General features: G+C 55.0%; 16 protein-coding genes. 6 read left to right on the top strand and 10 right to left on the bottom strand.

Going from position 1 to position 19,065, the window contains the following annotated elements:
* Positions 1-13: 13 nt before the first annotated feature.
* Complete coding sequence (gene pyrF, locus QEN58_RS12190) at positions 14-715, bottom strand: orotidine-5'-phosphate decarboxylase (RefSeq protein ID WP_280103914.1); 702 nt, start codon at positions 713-715, stop codon at positions 14-16.
* Positions 716-994: 279 nt separating this feature from the next.
* On the opposite strand from pyrF, the gene QEN58_RS12195 reads away from it, so the two are divergent.
* Positions 995-1,276, top strand: coding sequence for a ComEA family DNA-binding protein (locus QEN58_RS12195; protein WP_280103915.1), 282 nt, complete (start codon positions 995-997; stop codon positions 1,274-1,276).
* Between the two features lie 79 nt (positions 1,277-1,355).
* Here the strand turns inward: QEN58_RS12195 and prpD are convergent, their stop codons facing one another.
* From prpD to QEN58_RS12225, 6 genes are all read right to left on the bottom strand, one after another.
* A complete protein-coding gene (prpD, locus tag QEN58_RS12200; RefSeq protein ID WP_280103916.1) occupies positions 1,356-2,840 on the bottom strand; it encodes a 2-methylcitrate dehydratase in 1,485 nt (494 codons plus the stop codon).
* Between the two features lie 38 nt (positions 2,841-2,878).
* Positions 2,879-4,075 (bottom strand): 2-methylaconitate cis-trans isomerase PrpF, encoded by a 1,197-nt coding sequence (gene prpF / locus QEN58_RS12205; protein WP_280103917.1) that lies wholly within the window; start codon positions 4,073-4,075, stop codon positions 2,879-2,881.
* Positions 4,076-4,179: 104 nt separating this feature from the next.
* Positions 4,180-6,789 (bottom strand): Fe/S-dependent 2-methylisocitrate dehydratase AcnD, encoded by a 2,610-nt coding sequence (acnD, locus tag QEN58_RS12210; RefSeq protein WP_280103918.1) that lies wholly within the window; start codon positions 6,787-6,789, stop codon positions 4,180-4,182.
* A 67-nt stretch (positions 6,790-6,856) separates the two neighbouring features.
* Positions 6,857-7,984: a bifunctional 2-methylcitrate synthase/citrate synthase gene (gene prpC / locus QEN58_RS12215; protein WP_280103919.1), complete on the bottom strand. Its 1,128-nt coding sequence runs from the start codon at positions 7,982-7,984 to the stop codon at positions 6,857-6,859.
* A gap of 226 nt (positions 7,985-8,210) precedes the next feature.
* A complete protein-coding gene (gene prpB / locus QEN58_RS12220) occupies positions 8,211-9,101 on the bottom strand; it encodes a methylisocitrate lyase (RefSeq protein ID WP_280103920.1) in 891 nt (296 codons plus the stop codon).
* 41 nt (positions 9,102-9,142) lie between these two features.
* On the bottom strand, positions 9,143-9,883 hold the full coding sequence (locus QEN58_RS12225) for a GntR family transcriptional regulator (RefSeq protein ID WP_280103921.1): 741 nt from the start codon (positions 9,881-9,883) through the stop codon (positions 9,143-9,145).
* Between the two features lie 233 nt (positions 9,884-10,116).
* Between QEN58_RS12225 and pabB the strand changes: the two genes are divergently transcribed.
* Together pabB and QEN58_RS12235 are read left to right on the top strand one after the other, a co-directional pair.
* On the top strand, positions 10,117-11,472 hold the full coding sequence (pabB, locus tag QEN58_RS12230; RefSeq protein ID WP_280103922.1) for an aminodeoxychorismate synthase component I: 1,356 nt from the start codon (positions 10,117-10,119) through the stop codon (positions 11,470-11,472).
* A gap of 118 nt (positions 11,473-11,590) precedes the next feature.
* Positions 11,591-12,211: a phosphoadenosine phosphosulfate reductase domain-containing protein gene (locus tag QEN58_RS12235; protein ID WP_280103923.1), complete on the top strand. Its 621-nt coding sequence runs from the start codon at positions 11,591-11,593 to the stop codon at positions 12,209-12,211.
* A gap of 13 nt (positions 12,212-12,224) precedes the next feature.
* Here the strand turns inward: QEN58_RS12235 and cysB are convergent, their stop codons facing one another.
* Positions 12,225-13,199 carry an HTH-type transcriptional regulator CysB gene (cysB, locus tag QEN58_RS12240; RefSeq protein WP_280103924.1) on the bottom strand — a complete coding sequence of 325 codons (975 nt, stop codon included), beginning with the start codon at positions 13,197-13,199 and terminating at the stop codon, positions 12,225-12,227.
* A gap of 392 nt (positions 13,200-13,591) precedes the next feature.
* Between cysB and trxA the strand changes: the two genes are divergently transcribed.
* A complete protein-coding gene (gene trxA, locus QEN58_RS12245; protein WP_007113240.1) occupies positions 13,592-13,915 on the top strand; it encodes a thioredoxin in 324 nt (107 codons plus the stop codon).
* Between the two features lie 48 nt (positions 13,916-13,963).
* Here trxA and QEN58_RS12250 read toward each other — a convergent pair whose 3' ends face one another.
* Positions 13,964-15,067: an AI-2E family transporter gene (locus QEN58_RS12250; RefSeq protein ID WP_280103925.1), complete on the bottom strand. Its 1,104-nt coding sequence runs from the start codon at positions 15,065-15,067 to the stop codon at positions 13,964-13,966.
* A 217-nt stretch (positions 15,068-15,284) separates the two neighbouring features.
* Here QEN58_RS12250 and QEN58_RS12255 point away from each other — a divergent pair, with 217 nt between their 5' ends.
* Positions 15,285-16,145, top strand: coding sequence for an SIMPL domain-containing protein (locus QEN58_RS12255; RefSeq protein WP_280103926.1), 861 nt, complete (start codon positions 15,285-15,287; stop codon positions 16,143-16,145).
* Here the strand turns inward: QEN58_RS12255 and serS are convergent.
* Positions 16,087-17,364 carry a serine--tRNA ligase gene (gene serS / locus QEN58_RS12260; protein ID WP_280103927.1) on the bottom strand — a complete coding sequence of 426 codons (1,278 nt, stop codon included), beginning with the start codon at positions 17,362-17,364 and terminating at the stop codon, positions 16,087-16,089. The two genes, QEN58_RS12255 and serS, sit on opposite strands and share 59 nt — an antisense overlap.
* 342 nt (positions 17,365-17,706) lie before the next feature.
* Between serS and QEN58_RS12265 the strand changes: the two genes are divergently transcribed.
* Positions 17,707-18,954: a dicarboxylate/amino acid:cation symporter gene (locus tag QEN58_RS12265; protein ID WP_280103928.1), complete on the top strand. Its 1,248-nt coding sequence runs from the start codon at positions 17,707-17,709 to the stop codon at positions 18,952-18,954.
* Positions 18,955-19,065: the final 111 nt, after the last annotated feature.

Raw genomic sequence — 19,065 nt, forward strand, 5'->3', positions numbered from 1 at the left:
CAAGCAGAGGTATTCAGCGAGCCTCTAATTCCGCCTCAATCGCCTCAAGCGCTACCATGGGGTCGACAGCCTGGGTGACGGGGCGACCGATGACCAGGTGGCTACTTCCTGCCGCAATGGCCTCGCTGGGGCTCATCGTTCGCTGCTGGTCATTAGCGACTGCAAAGCTTGGCCGAATACCGGGGGTCACTTTTAAGAAAGACTCACCGCAAAGCGTTTTGATCCGCGCAGACTCCTGGGCCGAGCAGACCACCCCTTGCAAACCACTCTGCTTCGCCAGCAGCGCTAAGTGCTCTACGTGCTCGGCCAGCGGGGCCTTGATACCTAACTCTGCCAAGTCCTCGGCCTGCATACTGGTCAATACGGTAACGGCGATTAAGTGAGTCGTTAGGCCGTGTTGATCCAAACGTTGCACAGCTGCCTCCATCATCCGGCGCCCGCCGCTGGCATGTACGTTGACCATCCACACACCCTGCTCCGCCGCCGCCTGCACTGCGCTGGCTACGGTGTTGGGAATATCGTGAAATTTAAGATCCAGAAATACTTCAAACCCACGCCCATGCAGTGCCTCAAGTACCGCGGGGCCGCTGCGGGTAAACAGCTCTTTACCTACTTTCACACGGCAGCGGGCGGGATCCAACTGATCAGCCATGCACAGCGCGGCGTCTAGCGACGGGTAATCAAGGGCAATAATAATCGGGGAATCGATGGCCACAACGTTACTCCAAATACGTTTTGGTCATTATATCAGCCTCTCCCTACTCCTCGCGCCCCCCGCATGCGAGCTGCATGTAAGCCATTTGCCATATATCCGTCGTTAAAAACTTACAACTGCTGTCATAAATCTCTTACAGAAACACGTTTTCAATAAAGCTAAGTTAGTAATGCATTGGCGATTATCTTGCTCATTATTAACTCGGGCACTTGTAAAAACTCTACGCAACACCGCCTGTGCAATCCAAGTAACCTAACGTTATTAAAAGGATCATTGCAGATGAACATGACACTTAAAGGGATATTGGCCGCACTACTGTTTAGCATAAGCTTAGGATTTTCCAGTGGCGTGCTGGCCCAAGAAGTAGCCCCGATTAACGTCAACACTGCCGATGCGGAACTGCTAGCCGAACTACCGGGGATTGGCCCCAGCCGAGCCGACGCAATCATTGAAGAGCGCGAAACCAATGGCGCCTTTGAAAGCGCTGAAGAACTTGAGCGCGTCAATGGCATTGGGCCTGCCACCGTTGACCGCATGCGCGATCAAGTGATATTTGAATAGCCTCATTGGAAAACGCTTCTTTCGGTAATCGCCACAATGCCCGGTGTGTATAAGCACCAGGCATTGTGTAAAGCGCGCTTTAAATCATCCACATACCCATAAATTTGTGTACTGGCACCGCTTCAAGCGTTGACTGCTGGCTGCATAGTTCGGCAATTGTTTGGCAACGAGTTATCGGAAAGCGAGTTGCCAGATTGCGCTCAAACTTTTCAACCAATAGCGGCATCCCCTCTTCCCGACGACGTCGATGGCCTACCGGATACTCCACCGCCACTTTATCGGTTGCACTCCCATCGCTAAAAAACACCTGCACTGCATTAGCGATAGAGCGCTGCTCAGGATTGTGGTAATCCGCAGAATACTCAGCGTTTTCTTCTACCACCATTTTGTCACGCAGCTCATCTATCAGCGGATGCGCCGCATGAAAGCTGTCTTCATAGTGCTCAGCGGTAAGCGAACCAAAAATAAGCGGCACCGCTGTCATGTATTGCAGGCAGTGATCGCGGTCCGCCGGGTTAGCGAGTGCACCGGTTTTGGAAATAATCCGAATAGCCGAATCGTGGGTGGTGAGTACGATCTTATCGATCTCGGCTAGGCGATCCTTCACCTGCGGGTGGAGCGTCACGGCGGCTTCACAGGCGGTTTGAGCATGAAACTCAGCGGGAAAGGAGATCTTAAACAGAATGTTCTCCATTACGTAGCTGCCAAACTCCCGCTGAAAGCGCAAGCGGCGCTCTGCTTCTGGCTTCAGACTCAAATCTTTATTGGCATGGCTGAACAGCACATCATAGAAGCCCCATTGGGGCGCCGACAGCGCGCTGGGAATACCCATTTCACCGCGCAAGGCGATATCCGCCAAACGCACGCCTCGTGAGGTGGCGTCCCCTGCAGCCCAGCTTTTACGCGAACCTGCGTTGGGCGCATGACGATAGGTGCGCAGGCTCTGGCCATCCACCCAGGCATGGGAGAGCGCTGAAAGCAGCTGCTCCCGATTGGCGCCCAGCAGCTTGGCGGCCACCGCCGTAGACGCGACTTTCACCAGCACCACGTGATCGAGCCCCACGCGATTGAAGCTATTCTCCAGCGCCAGCACGCCCTGAATCTCATGGGCCATGATCATGGCGTTGAGCACATCGCGCATCACCAGGGGCGCTTCGCCTTGAGCGACCCGTTGCTGGGAAAGATGGTCGGCAACGGCGAGTATCCCACCAAGATTATCGGAAGGGTGGCCCCACTCGGCGGCAAGCCAGGTATCGTTATAATCCAACCAGCGGATAATACAGCCGATATCCCACGCCGCCTTAACGGGGTCAAGACGCAAGGATGTACCCGGGACTCGCGCGCCAAACGGCACTACCGTGCCCTCCACTATCGGCCCAAGATGCTTGGTACATTCAGGGAAACGTAGCGCCAACAGGCCGCAACCGAGCGTATCCATTAAACAGTAACGGGCGGTTTCCAATGCCTCATCGGACGCCACCTGATAATTGAGTACGTAGTCGGCAATAGCCTGTAACTCAGGATCATAATCCGGGCGTTCATTGGCTTCGGATGTGGCGGACATAGCACTCTCCTTTTGTATACCGATCTATTCAGTATGGCCTAAAAACTGTCGCCGGGTATGCGAACCAAACCCTCCATCAATACCCGGGCGCTGCGACTCATCACCGCCTGCTCGATATGCCAACGCCCTTCGACCAGGCTTGCTTCAGCGCCCACTCGCAGGCTGCCAGAGGGATGCCCGAAGGTGACCTCGTTTCGCTTACTACCACCGGCGGCCAGATTCACTACTGTGCCCTCAATGGCTGCTGCGGCAGCAATGGCCACGGCGGCGGTGCCCATCATGGCGTGGTGCAATTTGCCCATGGAGAGCGCTCGCACCAGCAGATCGATATCTGACGCCTGTACGTTTTTACCGCTCGATGATACGTAATCCGCCGGCGGCGCTACGAAAGCGACTTTGGGAGTGTGTTGTCGTTTACCCGCTTCGCTGACATCACTGATCAGCCCCATCCGCACAGCGCCATAGGCACGAATGGTTTCAAACATCTCAAGCGCCCGGCTGTCACCATTGATGGCATCCTGCAGCTCGGCACCGGTATAGCCAATGTCGGCGGCGTTAATAAACACGGTGGGAATACCGGCATTAATCAGAGTGGCTTTCAATATCCCCACGCCTGGCACATCCAACTGGTCAATCAGGTTACCGGTGGTAAAAATGGCCCCCTCGCCATCGGCTGGGTCCATAAAGGCCACCGGAATCTCGGCGGCGGGAAAGGTCACGCCATCCAGCTCAAAATCGCCAGTCTCCTGCACTTCGCCATTGACGATAGGCACCCGTGACACGATGGTCTTCTGGATATTCACCTGCCAAATGCGCACCTCGGCCACGCCGTTTTCAGGAATACGAGCAGGGTCAACCAGACCATTGGCAATCGCAAAAGGGCCGACCGCCGCGGAGAGGTTGCCGCAATTACCGCTCCAATCCACATAGGGCTTGTCGATGGATACCTGACCGAACAGGTAATCCACATCGTGCTCAGCTGACTCACTTTTAGACAAAATCACCGTCTTGCTGGTACTTGAAGTGGCGCCCCCCATACCATCAATCTGTTTTTCGTAAGGGTCGGGACTACCGATGACACGCAGTAGCAATTGATCCCGCGCCACGCCCGGTTGCTGGGCCGCTTCGGGTAGGTCGCTTAGTTTAAAAAATACGCCCTTACTGGTGCCGCCGCGCATATAGGTGGCCGGGATTTTTATCTGCGGCACATGTTTGTTTTGAACTGATGCGCTCATTATTATCACTCCTAAAAATAACCCGGTGCTCAAAGCCTGATTCGAAAAGCTAGGTTCGAAAAGCTAAAGACACCGGGTTCTTTTGATCAGCTAGGCCACTTCAATTAAGCCGCTGTGGACTCTAAAAAGTCTTGGGCAAAACGCTGCAGTACGCCACCGGCGGTGTAAATCGACACCTCCTCGGCGGTATCCAAACGGCACTTCACCGCAACCTGTTCGCTGTCACCATTGTGACGGTGAACCACCAGCGTGAGCATTGCCCCTGGCGAAACGGCGCCTTCGACATCAAAGGTTTCGGTGCCGTCCAGGCCTAGTTTCATACGCGTTGTGCCGGGCTCAAACTCCAACGGCATCACCCCCATACCAATCAGGTTGGTACGGTGGATGCGCTCAAAGCCTTCGGCGGCAATCGCTTCCACGCCTGCCAGTGCCACGCCTTTGGCCGCCCAGTCACGTGAGGAGCCCTGGCCGTAATCCGCCCCGGCGATAATAATCAGCGGCTGCTTGCGAGCCATGTAGGTTTCAATCGCTTCCCACATGCGGGTCACTTCGCCTTCCGGCTCTACCCGCGCCAGTGAGCCCTGTTTTACCTTGCCGTCAGCGTCGCGCACCATCTCGTTGAACAGCTTCGGGTTAGCAAAGGTAGCGCGCTGGGCAGTCAGGTGGTCACCGCGGTGGGTAGCGTAGGAGTTAAAGTCCTCCTCCGGCAGGCCCATTTTGGCCAAATACTCTCCCGCTGCGCTGTTCAACTGAATCGCGTTGGAAGGCGACAAGTGATCGGTGGTGATATTGTCCGGCAGTATCGCCAGTGGCCGCATGCCTTTTAGGGTGCGCACTTTTGCCATATTGCCCTCCCAGTAAGGCGGCCGGCGGATATAGGTACTCTGGGGCCGCCAGTCATACAGCGGGCTGACCTGGGCTCGGGCGCTCTTGTCCAGATCGAACATGGGAATATAGGTCTGGCGGAACTGCTCCGGCTTCACTGATGATTTAACAATCGCATCAATCTCTTCATCCGCGGGCCAGATATCTTTCAACGTGACGGGGTTCCCAGCCTGATCGACACCCAGGGCGTCTTTTTCGATATCAAAGCGAATCGTGCCCGCAATAGCGTAGGCGACCACCAGGGGTGGTGACGCCAAAAAGGCCTGCTGGGCGTGGGGGTGGATACGACCGTCGAAGTTACGGTTGCCAGAAAGCACGGCAGTCGCGTAAAGATCACGCTCAATAATCTCCTTCTGAATTTTTGGATCCAGCGCCCCGGACATACCGTTACAGGTGGTGCAGGCGTAGGCGACGACCCCAAAGCCGAGGCTTTCCAGTTCGCTCATCAAACCGGCTTCTTCCAGGTACATCTTGACGGTTTTCGAACCCGGCGCCAGCGACGACTTCACCCAAGGCTTACGCAGCAGACCCAACCGATTGGCATTACGGGCGATCAGCCCTGCCGCGACCATATTGCGCGGGTTGGAGGTATTGGTGCAGCTGGTAATGGCGGCGATGATAACCGCGCCATCGGGCATTTTACCCGCTTTCTCTTCCGCCTGAGCGGCCTCAAGCCCTACCGCAATACCGCGCTGGGCAAGCTCTGAAGTGGGCAAATGAGCGTGAGGATTGGAGGGCCCTGCTAGGGTGCGCGTTACCGACGAGAGGTCAAAGGTCAGCACCCGCTCGTACTCAACCTCGGTCAAGCTATCCGCCCACAGGCCGGTGTGCTTGGCGTAGGTTTCCACCAGCGCCACCTGCTCATCTTCACGGCCGGTAATTTTCAGGTAATCGATAGTCTGGCCATCGATGTAGAACATCGCAGCGGTCGCGCCATATTCGGGGGTCATATTGGAGATAGTGGCGCGATCCCCTACGGTGAGAGCGTCGGCGCCTTCGCCGTAAAACTCCAGGTAAGCGCCCACTACCCGCTCTTTACGTAGGAACTCGGTAATCGCCAGCACCATATCCGTGCCGGTAATCCCCGGCTGCAGTTTGCCGGTCAGCTCTACGCCGACGATATCTGGCAGGCGCATCATGGAGGCACGGCCCAGCATGACGCTTTCGGCTTCCAGCCCCCCCACACCTACGGAGATAACGCCCAGGGCATCGACCATGGGCGTATGGCTATCGGTACCCACACAGGTATCCGGGTAGGCAATGCCATCGCGGTTCTGCACCACCGGCGACATCTTCTCCAGATTGATCTGGTGCATGATGCCGTTACCGGGGGGAATCACATCGACGTTCTCAAACGCCGTCTTAGTCCAGTTGATAAAGTGGAAGCGGTCATCGTTGCGGCGATCTTCAATGGCGCGGTTTTTCTCGAAGGCGCCCTCTTCAGATCCTGCGTGCTCCACCGCCAGTGAGTGGTCGACGATCAGTTGGGTGGGCACGACAGGATTAACCTTGGCGGGGTCACCACCCTTCTCGGCGATGGCATCACGCAGCCCTGCCAAGTCGACCAGTGCGGTCTGGCCGAGGATATCGTGGCAGACGACACGCGCTGGGTACCAAGGGAAGTCCAGATCGCTCTTGCGCTCGATCAGCTGTTTTAGTGCATCGGTGAGCAATTCAGGATCGCAGCGGCGCACCAGTTGTTCGGCCAGCACACGAGAGGTATAGGGCAACTGCGCATAGGCACCGGGCTGGATATCTTCCACCGCCTCGCGAGCATCAAAAAACTCAAGCGCTGTGCCAGGAAGGGGTTTACGGTATTGGGTATTCATAGCAGGCAGACTCACAAGAAGGGGGCTGAAAAAAGCCCGGCATTCAAGTCACCGGGCAGCAAGCGGTTCAGTCTCGCGCTTCTATCGGCACCCACTCGCTCTTCTCGGGGCCGGTGTAATCGGCACTGGGGCGAATGATGCGGTTGTTGGCGCGCTGCTCAAATACATGTGCCGCCCAACCGGTCAGCCGCGAGCAGACGAAAATCGGCGTGAACAGCTTGGTAGGTATATCCATAAAGTGGTATGCGCTGGCGTGGAAGAAATCCGCGTTACAGAACAGCTTCTTCTCGCGCCACATTACCGCTTCGACCCGCTCTGAAACCGGGTAAAGCACCGTATCGCCCACATCGTCAGAGAGCTTTTTAGACCAGTGCTTGATAATCTCGTTGCGCGGGTCGGACTCACGATAAATCGCGTGGCCGAAGCCCATGATTTTATCCTTACGTTCCAGCATGCCCATGATTTTGCTTTCTGCTTCTTCGGGGGATTGCCAATCTTCGATCATCGCCATGGCCGCTTCGTTAGCGCCGCCATGCAGGGGGCCGCGCAACGAGCCAATCGCCCCGGTCACGCAAGAGTGCATATCCGAAAGCGTCGAGGCACACACCCGGGCGGTAAAGGTAGAGGCATTAAACTCATGCTCGGCGTAAAGAATCAGCGAGACGTTCATGACCCGCGCATGTAGTTCAGAAGCAGGCTCGCCACGGAGCATGTGCAGGAAGTGGCCGCCTACCGAGTCATCATCCGTTTCGGTGTCGATGCGTACGCCGTCATGGGAGAAGCGGTACCAGTAGCAAATAATCGAGGGAAGCACGGCTAGCAGCCGGTCAGCAACGTCCTGCTGCTGATCGAAGTTCTCCTCTGTCTCTAGATTGCCCAGCATTGAAGTGCCGGTGCGCATCACATCCATCGGATGGGCATCTTTGGGAATCTGCTCAAGCACCGTTTTCAGCGCATCGGGCAAACCGCGCAGGCTTTTGAGCTTGCTGATGTAGTGATCTAATTCGCCCTGATTGGGCAACTTACCTTTTAACAGTAGGTAAGCGACCTCTTCAAATTTGGCTTTTCCGGCGAGCTCTTTAATATCAAATCCACGGTAGGTCAGGCCTGAACCTGTTTTACCTACCGTACACAGCGCGGTGGAACCGGCGCTCTGTCCACGCAGTCCTGCACCTGTTGCGGGTTTATCAGCCATGGTGTGTCTCCTAACTCTGCTTTTATTTTAAATTGTGTTTTTCATTTAAATTTCGGCAAGGCTGCCTCGGGGGGGGCAGGTTTCCGCGAGGGCGCTGTGAACCCATCCTTGGGCGCTACTTTTGTCATCTGACCGCCATGGATGGCGGAAATGCCGGAATCGTCGGGAACACTTTCCGGCCATGACAAAAGACCCTCGCTTCAACCAGCCCTCTCACCACCCGGGCTTAATGGTCATCGCCTTTTTCAGCAAACAGTGCATCGAGCTTTTGTTCAAAGTCGTGGTAGTTCAGAAAATCATAGAGCTCATCGCGGGTTTGCATGATAGGCACCACGTCTTTTTGATGGCCATTGTCCAGGATGCTTTGATAGACCTGCAGTGCCGCGGCGTTCATGGCACGGAAGGCAGAGAGCGGGTAAAGCACCATGCGGCAGCCAACGTCACCAAGCTCCGTTTGAGTAAACAGCGGAGTAGCGCCGAACTCGGTGATGTTAGCTAAAATCGGCGCGTTGACCCTTTCGCAGAAAGCCTTGTAATCATCCAGGGTGTGAACCGCTTCGGCGAAGATGGCATCCGCCCCCGCTTCTACGCAGGCGTTGGCGCGCTCAATGGCCGCATCAAGGCCCTCTTTTTGAAACGCATCGGTGCGAGCAATCAAATAGAAGTCGGGATCGATCTTGGCATCGGCGGCGGCTTTGATACGATCGACCATCTCCTGCTGGGAGACAATTGCCTTATTCGGGCGGTGTCCACAGCGCTTTTGCGCCACCTGGTCTTCCATATGTACCGCGGCCACGCCAGCGCGCTGCATCTCTTTCACGGTGCGGGCAATGTTGAAGGCACCGCCCCAGCCGGTATCGATGTCCACCAACAGCGGCAGCTCTGTGGCGCCGCAGATACGGTGAGCATCTTCCACCACGTCATTCATGGTCGTCATGCCCAGATCCGGCAAGCCGAACGAGGCGTTGGCAACACCGCCACCGGAAAGGTAAATGGCTTGATGGCCTACTTTGTCGGCCATTAGTGCTGTATAGGCATTAATGGTGCCTAAGATCGGCAGCGGGCGGTTAGCCTCAAGCGCGGCCCGAAACCGGGCGCCGGGAGTCATCTGGGACATGGGACGTTTCTCCTGCTGTAATGTTGATATGTTGTTATGGTTTAGCTTTGTGACTGGGACGCTGACTGTTCTAGGATGGCTGCATAGCGATCCGCCACATTGGCCCGGGAGGCGCTGACGTGGCGGCGCATGAGCAGCTCGGCCAGCTCCGCATCGCCGGCTTCAATGGCATCGACAATGCGATGGTGCTCCACAAAGGCGCGCTGTGGTCGCGTGCCACTGGCACTGAACTGGGTGCGATAAAGACGCACAAGGTAGTAAAGGTCGTCGCAGAGCAGGTTCATGAGCATTTTGTTGTGGCTGCCCTGAACGATGCAGTAGTGAAAATCGAGATCGCCTTCGCGCTGGTAGTAAGCTTCGCCACGCTTTAGATCGGCTTGGCCTTCGTGCAGCGCCAGCACATCCCGTAAACCCTGAACCTCTTCCGGCGACATATGCTCCGCCGCCAAGCGCGCCGCCATACTTTCCAAGGCTTCGCGCAGGTCAAACAGTTCTAAAAGCTCTTTCATCGAGAGCTTAACCACCCTTGCGCCCACATGGGGAACCCGCTCGATCAAGCGGTGGGCTTCAAGGCGGCGCATCGCCTCGCGCAGCGGACCCCGTGAAATACCGTAGGTTTTAGATAATCCCGGCTCGGTGATCTTACTGCCGGGAGCAAGTTCGCCGCGTACAATCGTATCCTGCAACTGATGAAATACCCGCTCGGCGAGCGTGCGCACTTCAGGGGTTGCCATTTCATGCAGAGAAGTATCGGAATAAGAAGAAGAAACGGGTAAGCTCATGGCGAATTGTCGACAATTAGGAACATAGCGAAACTTTAGCCCCGCGAGCCACAGCCGTCAACCTGCTTATAAAGCGACCTTATGCATCTTTCGTTGTAGGCAAAAAGTCTAGCCGTAAAAACAGTGTCAACAATCCTGCTTCTAGCGTGAGAAATGCGTCAATCGCGTGACTGGTGCCGATCTTCAACGACCTCTACCATATGCAGCCCTTTTACCGGCCAGGCGTTTGCTTAATGAACCAGGCGTTGATGATAACTGCCCTGCCCTATTCACCCGACCCATTGGGAATATTCGCCTGCCTACGTGCCAGGCCTGGCGCGGTGCTGCTCGATAGTGGCCGCCCTATCGCCACCGGTCGCTTTGATATTATCAGCAGCGACCCGCTTGCGACGCTGGAAGTTGCTCATCATGGCGAGGCACGTGTTGCCTCAGATCAGCTTATCCCCCCGGCGCACTTGGCTAACGATGCGTTTGCCCTTCAGCAATGGCTACTGGATCAACTGAATATCCCGGATGAAACCAGTGAACTCCCTTTTCTAGGCGGGCTAATCGGTTACTGGGGCTACGATCTAGGGCGAGAAACCTTATCGATACCGAGCGCTCAAGCAAGCCCAGTAACGTTACCGCAAGCCCGCTTAGGGCTTTACGATTGGTGTATCACGCTGGATCACATGTCGCAGCAGGCGTGGTTGATCGCCACCCAGCAGCGTCGTGAGCAGGTGGAGAGCTGGCTTACCCAGACGCCAGTACCCACTAGCGCGTTTACATTAACGGAACCCTTTAAAGCAGAACTTAGCAATGCCCAATATGTCGCGCGCTTTAACGCCGTGCAGCGCTATATTCGAGCGGGTGACTGCTATCAAATCAATCTTGCTCAGCGCTTTTATGCCGACTACCAGGGGGATGAGTGGCAGGCGTACCTGCAGTTACGCAAAGCGACTCCCACGCCCTATTCAGGTTTTATGGCCTGGGGCGATAAGGCCGTACTGTCACTTTCGCCCGAGCGGTTTATTCAGTGCCGCAACGGCGAGGTCGAAACACGGCCGATTAAAGGTACCCGCCCGAGAGGCGCGACGCATGAAGAGGATCTGGCGCTGGCTGAAGAGCTAATGAGCAGCACTAAAGATCGCGCTGAAAATGTGATGATCGTTGACCTGATGCGCAATGACCTGGGTCGCGTGTGTCAGCCCGGCTCCATTCGCGTGCCGCAGTTGTGTCACTTAGAGAGCTACCCTAACGTTCACCATTTAGTTAGCGTCGTACAAGGGGCCCTGGCTGAAAACCACACCCCACTGGCACTGCTTAAGGCAGCTTTTCCCGGCGGCTCAATTACCGGCGCCCCCAAAATTCGCGCGATGCAGATCATCGATGAACTAGAACCCTGCCAGCGCAGTGTTTATTGCGGCAGCCTGGGCTATGTCGATGTGCGCGGCAGCATGGATACCTCCATCGCTATTCGCACGATGGTTGCCGAAGCGGGAAGAGTGCATGTATGGGGCGGCGGGGGCTTAGTAGCAGACTCCCAAGCGGACGAAGAGTACACCGAGACACTGGATAAAATTCGTCACCTTATTGGCGCTTTGGAATAAGCAACACATCTTTCTAAATCAAAAAGGAATATAAAAGCCTAACTAAACGGTATTGGGGAGTCAGGGTTTGAGTTTGGTAGCCTAGTCACCATGACTCTACACCCGAACAGGAGGCAGCATGTCCTCAGAGCTTGAAGCGATCAATAACGAATTTGCTAACAATCCCCAGGGGTTGGTTGAGTGGGCATTAGCCCAGAGTTCACGACCTATTTGCACCACCAACTTTCGCCCCTTCGAGGCGGTGATTCTGCATATGGTCAGCCAAGCCCGCCCGGACATTCCCATTGTGTGGATGGACAGCGGCTACAACACCGAAGCGACCTATCAATTCGCCGACGAGGTGATAAAGCAGCTCAACCTGAACATCGTGAGCTTTGTGCCGAGGCGCACCCGCGCTCACCGTGAAGCGCTGGAAGGCCCCATGCCGGGTATCGACGACCCACGCCACGCAGCCTTTACTCAGGAAGTTAAAATCGAGCCCTTTGAGCGCGCGCTGCGTGAAATGCAGCCCGACGTATGGTTCACCGCACTACGCGCTGAAGACACCCCCGAGCGGGCCAAGATGCAGCCGGTTAGCCGCAACAGCGATGGACTATTGAAAGTCGCACCACTGCTACAGTGGAGCGCCAAAGATATGTACCAGTATCTACAGGCGCATAATCTGCCCAACAACTTCGACTACTTCGACCCCACCAAGGTGGAAGAGAAGCGCGAGTGCGGGCTGCATTTACAGCACTAACTTACACTGCGGGTTAATACTCCGGCAGGTCCAGGTCGTCAAATAGCGACTGCTCATGGCGCGGGCCTGCCGTTAATGCTTCATCAACCCTATCGCGGGTTAAATGAGGCGCAAAGCGCTCCAAAAAGTCATACATATAGCCGCGCATAAAGGTGCCACGACGAATACCGATTTTAGTCGTGGAACTGGCAAACAGATGGCTTGCATCCAGCGCTACCAAATCCTCATCGAGCGCCTCGTCCACGGCCATATGTGCCACAATGCCCACCCCCATGCCTAGCCGCACGTAGGTTTTAATCACGTCGGCATCAGCGGCAGTTAGTACCACATTGGGCGTTAACCCTTTCGCTTTGAAGGCGTCATCTAACTGCGAGCGGCCGGTAAACCCAAACACGTAGGTGACCAGCGGATGTTCGGCGAGCGCTTCAAGCGTTAACGGCCCCTGATGAGTGGCTAGTGGATGGCCCTTAGGCACCAGTACGCAGCGATTCCAGCGATAGCACGGCAGTAGCACTAAATCGGTAAATAGCTCTAACGACTCGGTCGCGATAGCGAAATCAGCCTGACCTTCACTGACCATCTGTGCGATCTGCTTGGGCGTGCCCTGTTGCATATGCAAGGCAACATCGGGGTATTTCAGGGTGAATTCGCTGATAATGGGTGGCAGCGCGTAGCGAGCCTGGGTATGGGTCGTGGCAATGGCCAAGCTGCCGCGACGCTCATCGCTATGCTCTTGAGCCACCTGCTTGATGTTTTCGGTGAGGCGCAGTACCTGCCCGGCCAGGTCAATAATCGACTGACCGGCAGGCGTCACCCGTGTCAGATGCTTGCCACTGCGCGCAAAAATCTCGACGCCAAGCTCATCTTCTAACAAACGAATCTGCTTGGAAATTCCCGGCTGTGAGGTAAATAGACTTTGCGCTGTGGCCGAGACGTTCAGGTTATGTCGATTGACTTCCCAGATATAGCGGAGCTGTTGTAGCTTCATATCCTCACCTTATTTATTCTCTATACAGACCCATGTAGACCGTATCTTGATGTAGGCCGAACCTTTAAACACACCCATGCGCTGGTACTTCGTCACGTCTGAAGGGGCTATGTCGTCATACTCGGCACTCTACAGCACCATATAGAATAAAAAACACCAAAATAATACTTTTATATTATAAAAAAAACGTCCTACCAGCACCCATTAATTTCTGCTATTTAGTTAACTCACTGTGCAGGAAATTTGCCAGCAACCCTCGCGCCCGCTAACATCTGCCCACTATTATCGCGATAGACACGAGGCGCGGTGAAAGAGCACCTACGGATCGCGTAATGACCGTTGCTCCATTTGAGGCAACGAAACAGTAAGAGCAACGCAAACGGGAGAAGCAAATGGCTAATAATGTTGATGTCACCAACGCCAATTTTGAGCAAGAAGTCCTCAACGCTGAACAGCCTGTGCTAATGAAATTCTGGGCGCCCTGGTGTGGCCCATGCAAAGTCATGGCCCCGGTCGTTGATGAAGTAGCTGCAGAACGTCAGGAAAGTCTGAAAGTTGTTAGCGTCAATGTAGACGACGCACCAGAGATTGCTGCCGAGCAAGGCGTGCGCGGTGTACCTACCGTCATGCTGTTTAAGTCCGGCACCAAAGTCGCATCACTGGTTGGCGCTCAATCGAAATCACAGCTGACGCAGTTCATCGAACAAAACGCCTGATAACTCAGTAAGCATTTGTCGCAGCCGCCGACCTAGTCGGCGGTAGTTTTATCTTTTACGCTTCCACGGCGGCAAGCTTGCATCACTTGCGCGGCTATCTTTTAAGCGCCGCTTACCAGGACCCAGCAATCGTGCAATCCAGCGCGTCTCCGGGTGGCTGTCCAAGGCAATTTTCAGCGTCATTGTCAGCATCACCGAAAGCAACATTCCCGCTGCACCGAATATCCACCCCCATACCACCAACGATAAAAATGCCACAAAGGTAGAAAGCCCGAGCGCTTGCCCCATTACCCGAGGCTCGATCAAGTTACCGAGCACAAAGTTGATAACCAGATAGGCCGAAGCCAGAAGCATCGCTTGGAAAGGACCACCATCTTGCGCAATCAGCAGTAAGAGTACCGGCGGTATAGCAGCCAGCGCGGAGCCAATATTAGGAATAAAGTTGAGCGCAAAGGCTAACACTCCCCATAGTAGCGGAAACTCAACGCCTACAATCAGGCAGGAGAGCCAAACCAGCACACCCGTGGCTAGACTGATCATGGTTTTAACGGCAAGGTAGCGCTTTAGTGTTAGGCTGAACTCACTGAAACGCTTCAAGCTGGGCGCAGGGTTCTCTAATGCTCGTGAGACTTTGTCACGTACATTTAATGTTTCAAACAACATGAATATGACCAGCAGCCCGACAATGATGCTCTGCATGAAGAGGTTGCCGAGCTGGCCCAATAACGCCGGCATCCAGGAGCCTTCATCTTCTCCTTCGAACAGCGAGTTGATCTGGTCGGGGTTGATGGCTAGTCCGCGTGAAGAGAGCGCATTAAGCAAGTTCCAATACTGCTCATAAAGCCGCGACTCTATCTCCGGCAACGCTGTTACAAAGGTACTAAAGCTATTAACCACCAGCAGGCCGATCAGCGATATAAACGCCAATAACACCATCAAGGTTAGAAAGGCCGACATCCGCATGCTTAAACCACAGCGGTGCAGCCACTGCACTGGCGAGGTACACACTACCGCGATAAATATCGCCAGCAGCAGCGGTACTAATAAATCAGCACCTGCTTTCATTCCAGCGATAATCACTACCAACGCAGCGAGCGCCAAGGTGGCATTGAGTGGAATACTGCGGTAATCCTGTTCCGACAAGTTCGACATAATCCATCCCTAGCTTGTTATCCATATATAATGGCTGCATTCGACATATTGCACAAACCGTGCAATTAATAAGTAACTGTTAGACGTCCACTCTTCCGTACTGAACTTTCTCTCTCACTTTTCTTCCAAGCTGAGTCTGTCCTAACTTCCTGAAAGAGCTTTTAAAATCAGGATTTAACTTGGCGGCGCGACTGTCTGTTCTTTAAGGAAAACATTTATGAAAGCAATACCGGCAAACCTTCAAACACCAGGCTCTAAACGTTTACGCAATGGCCTACTAGGCGGTGCTCTATTGGCGCTCCTTAGCGCTCCTTTTGCTCACGCGTCACCGTCACAACCGCCCCAGCCCAGCCTGCATGTTCAAGCGCAGTCGTGGGTTGAGGTAGAACCCGACAAAGCCACCCTAAATGCGCGTCTGTGGGAAAACACTCCCGCCCTTTCCACCCTGGAAGAGAGCGATAGTAGCGCACTTAGCGATGCTCGCGAGCGTTTAGAGACCCGCGCCAGCGAATTAATCGAGCAGATGGAAGCCACCGGCCTTGAACGCAATGCCATCAATGCAGGCTCGTTAAATGTTTATCCTGAACATATTCAAGGGCCGCGCAACGACGATGGCGAACACGAAACACTGCAACGCACGCGCCTCGAGCGTCCTATCACCGTCGAACTCACCGACCTTGATCAGTTAAGCGAGGTGTTAGACGCGCTAATAGCCGCTGGTGTTAACGCATTGGATGGCGTGCAGTTTGACCTACAAGACCGCGACGCCGCCACCGACGAAGCGCTGGTTAAAGCGTTGGAGAAAGCGCAACACAAAGCAAGCCTAATGGCCGACAGCTTAGATGCCGAACTGGGCCATGTGCAGCGTGTTGAAGAGACGCAATCGCCTATTTTCCAGCCGCGCCTGATGTCGATGCGGGCGGAAAGCGATGCCGCTGGTGCTAGCCAATCAAGTGCCGCCAGTGATTATAGCCCCGGCACCATTCGTATTGATGCCGGGGTTAGCGTCGAGTGGGCGCTTAAAGGGCCAGACGCTCCACACCGCCCAGATAGCGACGTAGTGGCTCAGGAAGAGTAACCGAGCCATCCGCCTGCTGGTGGTTTTCAAGCACCGCCAGCAGGCAACGACCGACCGCCAGCCCTGAACCGTTCAGCGTATGCAGCAACTGCGGCTTTTTGGCATCCGGATGCCGATACCGCGCCTGCATACGTCGGGCCTGGAAATCCTCGCAGTTAGAGACCGACGAGATCTCCCGGTACGTCTCCTGGCTGGGCAGCCACACTTCCAAGTCGTAGGTTTTCGTGGCCCCAAAGCCCATATCGCCGGTACACAGCGTCACGACCCGATACGGCAATTCCAACGCCTGCAGAATCGCCTCGGCGTGACCGCGCATCTCTTCCAGCGCTGCGTAGCTCTTTTCCGGCTCTACAATCTGCACCATCTCGACTTTATCGAACTGATGCTGGCGGATCATACCGCGGGTATCGCGGCCATGTGAGCCCGCCTCAGAGCGGAAACACGGCGTATGCGCGGTAAGCTTCATCGGCAGTGCTGTCTGCTCGACAATTTCATCGCGTACAAAGTTGGTCAGCGGCACTTCTGAAGTGGGGATCAGGTGGTACTCGCGCTCATCGTCCAGCTTGAACAAATCTTCGCCAAACTTCGGTAGCTGGCCAGTGCCCATCAGCGAATCGCGGTTGACCATATACGGCACGTAGCACTCTTCGTAGCCGTGCTGTTCGGTTTGGGTATCCAGCATAAATTGCGCCAACGCCCGGTGCAGACGCGCAATCGGTCCGCGCATGACCGCAAAGCGGGCACCGGTGATTTTAGCCGCCAGCTCAAAATCGAGATAACCCGACTTCTTGCCCAGATCAACGTGATCAAGCACCTCGAAATCAAACTCTCGCGGCGTACCCCAGCGGTGCAGTTCGACATTATCGTCTTCGCTTTTGCCTTCAGGCACGCTTTCGTGGGGCAGGTTGGGAATACCGCTGATAGCGTCGTCCCACTCTTCCTGGACGTCGGCCAGCTCGCGCTTGGCTTTATCCAAACGATCGCCTAGATCGCTGACTTCATCCAGCAGTGGCTGAATATCTTCACCGTTAGCCTTGGCCTTGCCAATTGCTTTGGAGCGCATATTACGCTCGTTTTGCAGCTGCTCGGTTTGCGTTTGCAGCTCGCGACGACGCGACTCCAGCGCCTGCAGCCCCGCTTTATCAAGCACAAAGCCCCGGCGGGCCAGTTGTTGAGCAACCGTGTCAAGATCACCACGCAGCAGTTTCGGATCGAGCATGAATCCTGTCCCTTGGCCTGAAAATAATAAAAGCAACGCGCCAATGCGCGTGCATAAAGGGGCCTATTGTAGGCAAAAGCGCGGCGGGGAGCCATGGCCGGCGTTACACAGCACTGGTTAAGCAATATCAATAGACCGAAGCAGTGAACAATTTTACCGCGCCACACTTAAGTCGATTGTGGCAAACCACTAGCTTAAGCAGCATGACTGAACCTACCGCATGCGCTATGACCACTCGGCATATCTATCCCAGCCCTTTAGCCAAAAGTGATAGAGTGCCCGCCGATTCGCCTAACGAATCGATAAATAATAGGTTTTAACACTTTTGACAGGAGAAGCGCAGTGCAGGAGACAGCACAGCAAGGAAAGTTTGCCTGGTGGCGACGAATTGCTCTATGGAAGAAGATTCTCGCCGGCTTGGCGTTGGGTATTTTGGCAGGCGCGCTATTAGGTGAGACCGCCAGCGTGTTTAAACCGCTGGGCGATATTTTTATTAACGCCATTATGATGCTGATTGTGCCACTAGTGTTCTCCACTCTGGTGGTGGGTATTACCTCGATGCGCGACCCCCAGAAAATGGGCCGTATTGGCGCGCGTACCATTACGCTCTATTTGGTCACCACCGCCTTTGCAATCTCCATCGGTCTGGTGCTTTCCACCCTGCTGCAGCCGGGTGTAGGCGTTGATATAAGTTTCGACTCTGAAGTGGCCGCTAACGAAGCACCCTCGTTGGTCTCTATTCTGGTTAACTTAGTGCCACGCAACCCGCTGGACGCCCTGGCCAACGGCAACATTATGCAGATCATTGTGTTTGCCATTGGTTTAGGTATTTCGCTGACGTTGATCGGCGATAAAGGCGAGCCGGTCATGAAGGTCTTCGATAGCTTTGCCGAGGCAATGTACAAGCTCACCGGCATTGTGATGGCGTTTGCGCCCTTCGGCGTCTTTGGCTTAATCGCCCACGTCTCCGGCCAGTACGGATTAGAGATATTGCTGCCGCTGGCCAAGCTGATTGGCGTTGCATATCTGGCCAGCATACTTCACGTGTTGGTGATCTACTCGGGCTTTATCTCTCTGCTGGGGCGGCTAAACCCTATGCGCTACTTGCATGGCAGCCTGGACGCTATTGTCGTGGCGTTCTCATCCGCCTCTTCTGCGGGCACCCTGCCGGTCTCTATACGCTGTGCGCAGAAAAACCTGGGCGTTCCCGAAGGGGTTTCCGGGTTTGTGCTGCCCGTGGGCGCCACCATCAATATGGACGGTACGGCGCTTTACCAGGGCGTGGTGGTGCTATTTATTGCCCAAATGACCGGCACTGATTTGAGCATGATGGATTACGGCATGATTGTCGCCACCGGCACGCTGGCTTCCATTGGTACCGCAGGCGTACCAGGCGCTGGCCTGATTATGCTCTCGATTGTAATGGCCCAAGTTGGCCTGCCGCTGGAAGCTATCGCCGTGGTCGCGGGAATTGATAGGATCCTTGATATGGCACGCACCAGCGTCAACGTTGCGGGCGATTTAATGGTCACCACGCTGGTAGGTAAAAGCGAGGGTGAGCTCAACGAAGAAATCTACAACCGTCGCTAACTTTAACGCTAGCATTTATAGCGTAAGAAAAGGCGTCCGCTGTGCTTAGCAGCGGGCGCTGCGCTTTACCGCCTTTCATAACCTCCCCTCTCATACAGCAGTTGTGATTCG

This window comes from Halomonas alkaliantarctica (genome assembly GCF_029854215.1).
GTDB classification, from domain to species: Bacteria; Pseudomonadota; Gammaproteobacteria; order Pseudomonadales; family Halomonadaceae; genus Vreelandella; species Vreelandella alkaliantarctica_A.